We start from the raw sequence: 7,694 nt of genomic DNA on the forward strand, positions 1-7,694 counted from the left end.
CGTGGAGAGAATCATGAAAAGAATCGATTGGGACAGAGATCTTACTGAGGAAGAAAAAGCATTTTTAGAACACATGATTGATGGCTTGCCGAACTACATTGCACGGAAAAGGGTTGATGTGTTTCTTGGTGGCTGGTTTGGAAGCAAGACACTGGCAAATGCAGAGACTGCCGGCAACGGCCCGCGCTCTATGATCAAAGGTGGTCGAGATGTTTTATACGAAACTCGTATTCTTGTAGAATGGGCTATCCGTTACTTCGGAATTAAACGAATCGATAACAAGCTACTCCTCGCCCGATCTAAGGCGGCATAATGCTTCTACAGCATCTTGCGTAGCGTCCGGTAATAAGTGTGCATAGCGTTGCGTCATCGTTAGCGTCTTGTGGCGCATCAACTTACGAATGCGATTTAAATCTACCCCGTTCATTGCCATCCAGCTCGCAAACGTATGGCGCAAGCTATGGAACACTATCCGCTGCAAATTACTTGTAGCGTCATCGTTCAAACCCAATTCGTTTACCAGTTCGGAGAACGTATGCGAAATATCTTTTACCTCACCCCACATAGGCGGAACAACGAGCTTCTGCCGCTTATCGCGCTGCTTATTGCGGCGCGTAAGCATTTCACGGACAATAGAATTCATCGGCACGGAACCGCCGGGCTTTCTATCTCTTTCATTCTTGATAGTAATCATGCCGGCAAAGAAATTTATATCTGCCCACTGGAGGCGTTGGACTTCCCCAAGGCGCAGCCCTGCGTACAAGGCAAGCACAATACTGTCATGAACGTCCTGCCAGCCTTGAGCATGCATGGCATTCTTTGTGTTCTCGCAACGGGTAAGGCAAGTGCCGAGCACCAGATCAGCTTCATCATACGTCAAAAAGCGTTCACGTCTGTTCGTAACAACAGGCATCTCAACACGCGCCATTGGCGATTCACCAGTGAACACCGGAATCCCCTCTATGGACGTCATTGCTGCCACGTTGAACACTCTGCGGATAACAGCAAGCACATGCTTTACAGTGCCATCACTAAGGCCATCTTCATACAGCTCATCACGCAGGCGTTCTATGCGGTCTGGCTTAATCATATCGAGAGGCAGATCACCGATACTCGGATGAATGCGCTTCTCTGCGCGCAGTACATCATCACGCCAAGTACGCTTACGCTTCTGCGCCTTTGGCACATAGTGATCATTAAAGAATTGTCTGAAGGTCAGCCGACCCGCCTGAGCCTTTGCGTGCTCAACGGCTTCGGTCTGTATGCGCAAGTCTTCCAGTTCCCTGGCTTCAGTGAGAGTCGTGGGCTTAACACCACGTCTGTAGTTCTGCTGCAGCTCACCAAGAACGCCACTGATCGTGGCAACATTCCATCCCTCAGAAGCCCAGCCGATAGCCTCGGACCGCTCTTTGCCGTCACGATACCAACGCACAACGAAGTACCTATCAGGTCTTCCGCTATGCTTTCGAGTGGCATGCTCTCTGTACTGAAGGCCACGAACATTTGGAACTTTGATATACTTGCTCATTGGTACGGTATAGGTACGGGTTTGAATACGGTCAAGATGATTTCTCGGAACACAAACACAGGTCAACTATCCGTTATTATTGGAGTAGGAAAAATGAAGACACCACAACCGTGCTCAAAACTGTATTCAAAATCCGCCGGCTTTACAGCTGTGGGAGTTCAAGTCTCCCTCTCGGTACCATGTAAAAACAGGCACTTACGTAGAAATACGTGAGTGCCTTTTTTCGTTCCCCACACTCACTCCCCACACTCTTCCCCATAAACTTTAAAAAAGTAGAAAAAAAGTTCTAGTTTCTTCCATCGAGTATAATCACTGGAAAATGGAAGGTTCACATGGAAAGCAATTCTACATACTCCCCCACTCAATTTAATGCATCTATCCGGCTCACTCCCACCAATAATGAAAAGTTATTCCTCTCGTATGCCCTGCTTACTATCCTTTTCGCTCTAGGGTTCTTAACAGGAAACATTCCAAAGAATAACCAGCTCCCTCCCCTCTTAGTTATGTTGGGCATCTCGTTTCTCATCTTTTTGCTGTCCTTTTTCATTTGGATTCTTTGGCAATTTTGTTTTTCTTCAAGAAAGAAAAAAGTAGCTCGACTTGAAGACCCCATTTCTACAAAGGATCTATTAGTCAGATGGAAAGATTTCACGCATGACGAACTTAGGATGCTTTTACTCTATGCAAAATTTCGACGTTACTCTCAAGATCCCCAAAAACAATGGTATGAAATAACTAAATCGTACAACTGCTTCACAACAGGCTCAAAACTTATAGAATCCTTTGCGCAACCCGATAGCTCTCTCAATATGGAAGAAGTCATTGCTTTCGAAACTAGTTCAAATTTCTTTCAAAAAATTGCACCACCACAAACAGAACAAGCTCGCATCATCCAGCTAGAAACTCAGCTCAAAGCAGCAGATCAACGAACTATCGATGTTGCTCATTTCATGCTCAAGGTCGTTAACGATCCATCCCCGATCGAAAAGGTCACGCTTCCTATCTATAAGCTCAAATTTCAAGAGCTTCAAAAAGAAAGAAATATACCCCCAGCGCATAAAGGCGGCCTCTCGCAAAACTTCATCATCAAAGAACTTCGCCCAAAGCTTCCGATGGAATTCTACAACGATAAACACGGTGAAAAGTAGGGATATTGACTTAGCTGGCTACTTAAAAATCAAACTCTGATGTGATTTAAGCAGCTCCATAACCACCGCAACAACCTATTACACCTACCTTTGCTTAAAACACCCTGTACAACGCACAGGGTGTTTTATTTTTTCCTATCTGTTTTAAGTATTCCATTCTAACCATGCTCCCTTAAATCTGTTTCTATTCCATGAAGTTCAGTAACACTCTTTAAAAGGAAAAACGTCTCATGGAAAAATTATTAAGCACAAAAGAAGCAGCACAAATTCTCGGCCTCTCTTCCGGCACACTCGAAGTATGGCGATGCATCGGCAAAGGTCCACGCTATTTCAAAGTAGGTCGCCGTGTTGGCTACAAACAGCCCGATCTTGAGAAATACATCGAATCATGCAGCGTGGTTCCTCTCGAACTCGAAACTCAGCAAGCAAATTCATACTAAAGGAGGCACGCATGAATATTCCAGATACTGAAGGGCGCAAAGTAAGATTCGTTGCCATGCCTTACCAGAAACAGGAGCTGCCTATTTTTCCATGCAAAGGTACTGAACCTTGGGAAACAGAATTTTTCGAGAAAGCAACCTGTGGAATCATTGAACGCTATAAGTGGTTCAAGGGTTTTCCAGATGCAAACCTTGGTTTCGCGACTGGCTTAAATTGCTTCGTCGTTGAAGCCAACTACCCTAACGGTGCTGTTTCCCTCGCACTGCTTGAAAAGCAGTATGCTTTACTTCCAGAAACAGCAGAGGTTCGAATTGGTAGCGGAGCCAGACAGCTATTCTTCTACTGCCCCTGCGACAAACCTATTCAAAGCTCAATCAACCAACTCGGTGAAGGAATAACTGTTTACGGTAAAGGACAGTTCGTACTTCTTCCACCTTCGATCCAGCATAATGATGAACCAAATAAGTGGCGAACTTCAACACCGATTTCTGATGCACCGCGATGGCTCATCGAACTGCTTTCTGTTCTGCTAATCAATAAAGGCTCTTAGCAATGAAAAACAACACGTTTTCTGCTTTCGAGCTTGGACAACAGGTTGGTTATGGAGAACTTTCAGAAGAGGCAGCAAGACAATCTCTGCACGATCAAATGCAACGGCAAAATAGCGGAGAAAATACAGAGCAAACTTTGCTAATAAAACAGTTCGATTCGGGAATGATTTCAGCCCAAAAAGAAGAACAAAAGAATCCATATCGCAACATAGAAGTTAAAGGGTGGCCTAATGCCACCCCAGCTATGTTTCATGGCTTTGCTGGAGAGTTTGCACACTTTGCTACAGAAAAATCTGAAGCTGACCCTGTTGCAGTTCTTGCTACTTTTCTTTGCCGTTTTGGAGTCGAAATCGGGCGAAGCTCGTTCATGCTTGCTGGAGACAAACAGCACGCACGCCTGAATGCTGTTTTGGTTGGGCAAAGTTCCAAAGCGAGAAAAGGCACTTCTGCACGCCCCGTAAAGGAAGTCTTTTCACTCCCTCGCAAAGAATGGACTTGCTGCAGATTCTCTCCCGGCCCTCTTTCAAGTGGTGAAGGATTAGTCTTTGCCGTTCGAGATCCACTGCAAGAATACATCCTCAACAAACAAAAGCAGACCGGACAAGAAATGATGACTGATCCCGGAGTTGACGACAAACGCCTCTTTGTTCTGGATCAAGAATTTGCAAGCGCCCTTTCCTGCACACGGCGTGAAGGAAACACCCTCTCAACGATCGTGCGTGCTCTCTTCGACGGAGACACAATCGAACCGCTGACAAAAACAAGCAAGCTAACTGCAACCGATCCGCATATCGGAATAGTAACCCATGTAACTATTCATGAGCTGCATAAAAAACTTGATGCCACAGAAGCGTTAAACGGCTTTGCTAACCGTTTCTTATGGCTCTGCGTCCGGCGTCCCAAATTAGTTCCATTTCCGGAAGAAATGAACTCTGAAAAGCTTTCAGAATATCAAAAACGCCTAATCAACATTTTAAAAATATCCCAAACACAAGCCAGAATGCGTTTCACTGACAATGCTCGTGAGCTGTGGAGAGCACAGTACCCATCTATCGCCTCAGACCGCCCTGCATTGCTTGGATCTATTCTAAATCGAGCAGAGGCATACATTCGCCGTATTGCTCTCTGTTACGCGCTGTTAGATGAAGCTAAAGCTGTTGACGAAAAACATCTTACAGCAGCCTTTGCTCTTTGGAAGTTTAATGAAGATTCGGCAGCATTCATATTCGGAGGCTTTGAAACTGACCCCGTAGAACGCCGGATCATTGAAGCACTCTCGGATGCTGACGGAAGAATGAATACAACAGCTCTATATAAAGCTTTCGGCAATCACCTATCTAAAGAACGGTTGACGATTGCGATGAACACGCTTTCTGCCTCTCGAAAAATACGCATAGAAGAGATCAAACCAGAGGGTGGCGGCAGACCACGGAAAATATTTCACCTATGCGAAGATTGCGAAGAAACGAATTTACTACAGAACGACTTACGTCAGTAAATTCGTAAATTCGCATTCTTCGCAAGGGAGAGAATAAAAGAAAACATCTGTAGGTGCCGCCGCGTAGTAATGCGTTTTATGTCCTAGCCAGTTTACCCAATGTTGCACATTGGGAACTGGCGAGGGAGCGCGCTCCCTTCGAACCCTCCGGTAAATTGTTTCGAATTCTCCTACATAGTTGAGAGCAACAAATGTCTACAGCACAAGAAAAAAGAACAGCTTGGGTGACTGTACGAGTTACCCAAGCTGAAAAAGAAAAATTCATCGAACAAGCACATACTGAAGAAATGAGTCTTGGCGATTTTATTCGGATGCGCCTTAACGCGCCACGAGTCAGAAAAACAAAAAATGAACGCGCTAAAGTCCTGCAACTAGCGCGTATAGGAAACAACCTTAATCAGCTTGCTCGATGGGCAAACACCTACAAGCAGGAATATGAATCTATGCAGCTGTTACTCCGCCTACAAGACATCAAGGAGCAGCTCAAATGCTTATGAAAGTCTTCAAGCATGGCATTGGTCGAGGTGAAAAAGTCATTGGGTATGTCACTGACTCCAACGTGGAGAAAAGAAAGCATAGTCCTCCCAAAATTCTTCGCGGTGATCCCGATCAAGTCAAAAGACTAATTGATACAACAAGCAGAAAATGGCGCTACACTTCTGGAGTCCTCTCGTGGGCTCCAGAAGATAACGTTACACCAGAAAAGGAAAAGGAACTGATGGACAGTTTCGAGCAACATGCTTTCGCGGGAATTGAGCCAGATCAATATTCCATTCTCTGGGTTCGACATAGCCACACTACCCATCATGAATTGCATTTTGTTATTCCACGTACAGAACTTCGCTCCGACAAAGCACTCAATCCATGTCCACCCGGCTGGGATAAACAATACAACCCTTGGTGCGAACTCTGGAACAGAAGAAATAATTGGGCACGGCCAGACGAGTTAAAACGCACCCGCTTAGTCAGCCCCGGAGCATCCATTGGAAGTTATTGTGATAGCACCGCTGCTGAAATCCGGACTTCGCTGACTGAATCACTTATGCAAGGCGTAGAAGCTGGACTCATAAAAAATAGAACTGACATTATAACCGCCCTCAAACAAGTAGGCTTCACCGTTCCACGGCGAGGCAAAGACTATCTCACCATAGAAATCCCTTCTGATTCACAAACGGCACTACAAAAAAAAAAAAAAACGAATACGCCTAAAAGGAGCTCTCTATGCAAAATCATGGAGCGCAGAAAAACAGCGGATTGAATTTAGCCAATCGATTGAAAAGTCAAATGGACACAGAAGCGCAACAGTCGAAAAAGATAATGCAGCACGTATTCTCAAACTTGAAAGAAGAGTTGCAGCAATCCATGACAGAAGAGCTCAGTTCCATGCAACGCGCTTTAATGACGGAAACAGCAGAATACAAAAAGCTTCAAGACTCAATTTTTCACCAGATGAAAACACAATTGAAACTTCCGGTCATAATTTCGATGACCCTCACCATTCTGATATGCGGGATAATAATCGCCGGCACGTCGACATGGTTCCATCTCGAAAAGAAAAAACTGGTCATCCTACGACAAACGAACAACGAACTCACCCTGAACAATCAGCAACTCGACAAATGGGGAATATCAACCCTCAGCTACGAAGGGAATCACTATGTGATCTTTCCCAAGGGAACAAAACTACAAGAACGCACAACGAAAGATGGCAGCATGGCTTTGCTGATAATGGAGTAAATCATGCCAGAGATTCAAAAAGAAATTCTGCGAACACTACAGAAAATGGAAGAAAGGCAGAACAAGCAACTCAACGCCTTTTCCCGCCGAGTAACTCTGCTAGAAACCGAGATCAAAGATTTCAAGCAAGCGCAGACAGCCTTGGACGAAGGTTTGCAAAATCTTGCCGTACTTTCAGAGAGCTTGTTGGGACGTTCAAGCAGGTTCAAAAGATAAGAACGCGGAGCTTTGACCTTCAAAGGTAAGTCTAACGGCTAAATAATATTGCTCATGGTAGTGCTATGATAATTCATTTTATAAGGAGAATATTATGGCTCGATACTATGTCAACAAGAATGCTCAGAGTAATGGCGACCATGAAGTTCACAAGCAAGGATGTAGCTGGATGCCTGCTGATGCGAATCGTGAATACCTTGGAGACTTTGCAAACTGTCACGGCGCAGTTCAAGCAGCAAAGAAGAAGGGGTACACCTCTGCTGATGGTTGCTATCATTGCTGTAACCCTTGCCACAAATCATAAATAACAAAGCACAGGCTAGTCAGCCTGTGCTTTGTTATTTATGATGCGATCCACTTGAAAGCTTCTTGAAGTTCAACTGGCTTCTTGACCAGACCGTCAAGCCCCAATCGTTCTGCTTTTTCTATAAACTGAACAAGATTCTTTTCTTTTTTACCCGAGGTAGCAACGACTTGCTCTATATCGCCTGAAGGCCAAGCCCATAGCCTTTTTTTCCTTGGCCGATTGATGTAGTTACTTGCACACACGTCTTTCCTTCTTCAGAACTAGCAAA

General features: G+C 44.9%; 11 protein-coding genes. 10 read left to right on the forward strand and 1 reads right to left on the reverse strand.

Annotated elements, in window-relative coordinates; genetic code table 11:
- Positions 1-13 precede the first annotated feature (13 nt).
- Positions 14-313 carry a hypothetical protein gene (locus MKHDV_RS16025; RefSeq protein WP_160717068.1) on the forward strand — a complete coding sequence of 100 codons (300 nt, stop codon included), beginning with the start codon at positions 14-16 and terminating at the stop codon, positions 311-313.
- Here the strand turns inward: MKHDV_RS16025 and MKHDV_RS16030 are convergent.
- Positions 284-1,432: a site-specific integrase gene (locus tag MKHDV_RS16030; protein ID WP_216846944.1), complete on the reverse strand. Its 1,149-nt coding sequence runs from the start codon at positions 1,430-1,432 to the stop codon at positions 284-286. The genes MKHDV_RS16025 and MKHDV_RS16030 overlap by 30 nt on opposite strands.
- 428 nt (positions 1,433-1,860) lie before the next feature.
- Between MKHDV_RS16030 and MKHDV_RS16035 the strand changes: the two genes are divergently transcribed.
- The 9 genes from MKHDV_RS16035 to MKHDV_RS16075 all read left to right on the forward strand — a co-directional run bounded on the left by MKHDV_RS16035 (position 1,861) and on the right by MKHDV_RS16075 (position 7,423).
- Entirely contained in the window at positions 1,861-2,676 is an 816-nt protein-coding gene (locus MKHDV_RS16035; RefSeq protein WP_160717072.1) for a hypothetical protein, read from the forward strand.
- A gap of 230 nt (positions 2,677-2,906) precedes the next feature.
- Positions 2,907-3,116 (forward strand): AlpA family transcriptional regulator, encoded by a 210-nt coding sequence (locus MKHDV_RS16040; protein WP_160717074.1) that lies wholly within the window; start codon positions 2,907-2,909, stop codon positions 3,114-3,116.
- Between the two features lie 11 nt (positions 3,117-3,127).
- Complete coding sequence (locus MKHDV_RS16045; protein WP_160717076.1) at positions 3,128-3,667, forward strand: bifunctional DNA primase/polymerase; 540 nt, start codon at positions 3,128-3,130, stop codon at positions 3,665-3,667.
- 2 nt (positions 3,668-3,669) lie between these two features.
- Positions 3,670-5,166: a DUF3987 domain-containing protein gene (locus tag MKHDV_RS16050; protein WP_160717078.1), complete on the forward strand. Its 1,497-nt coding sequence runs from the start codon at positions 3,670-3,672 to the stop codon at positions 5,164-5,166.
- Between the two features lie 191 nt (positions 5,167-5,357).
- Positions 5,358-5,663 (forward strand): plasmid mobilization relaxosome protein MobC, encoded by a 306-nt coding sequence (gene mobC / locus MKHDV_RS16055; RefSeq protein WP_160717080.1) that lies wholly within the window; start codon positions 5,358-5,360, stop codon positions 5,661-5,663.
- On the forward strand, positions 5,654-6,424 hold the full coding sequence (locus MKHDV_RS16060) for a relaxase/mobilization nuclease domain-containing protein (RefSeq protein WP_160717082.1): 771 nt from the start codon (positions 5,654-5,656) through the stop codon (positions 6,422-6,424). The genes mobC and MKHDV_RS16060 overlap by 10 nt, the downstream gene beginning before the upstream one ends.
- On the forward strand, positions 6,388-6,903 hold the full coding sequence (locus tag MKHDV_RS16065) for a hypothetical protein (protein WP_160717084.1): 516 nt from the start codon (positions 6,388-6,390) through the stop codon (positions 6,901-6,903). The genes MKHDV_RS16060 and MKHDV_RS16065 overlap by 37 nt, the downstream gene beginning before the upstream one ends.
- A gap of 3 nt (positions 6,904-6,906) precedes the next feature.
- Positions 6,907-7,119 carry a hypothetical protein gene (locus MKHDV_RS16070; protein ID WP_160717086.1) on the forward strand — a complete coding sequence of 71 codons (213 nt, stop codon included), beginning with the start codon at positions 6,907-6,909 and terminating at the stop codon, positions 7,117-7,119.
- Positions 7,120-7,213: 94 nt separating this feature from the next.
- Positions 7,214-7,423: a hypothetical protein gene (locus tag MKHDV_RS16075; RefSeq protein WP_160717088.1), complete on the forward strand. Its 210-nt coding sequence runs from the start codon at positions 7,214-7,216 to the stop codon at positions 7,421-7,423.
- Positions 7,424-7,694 lie beyond the last annotated feature (271 nt).

The organism is Halodesulfovibrio sp. MK-HDV (assembly GCF_009914765.1).
In the GTDB taxonomy this organism is placed as follows: Bacteria; Desulfobacterota; Desulfovibrionia; order Desulfovibrionales; family Desulfovibrionaceae; genus Halodesulfovibrio.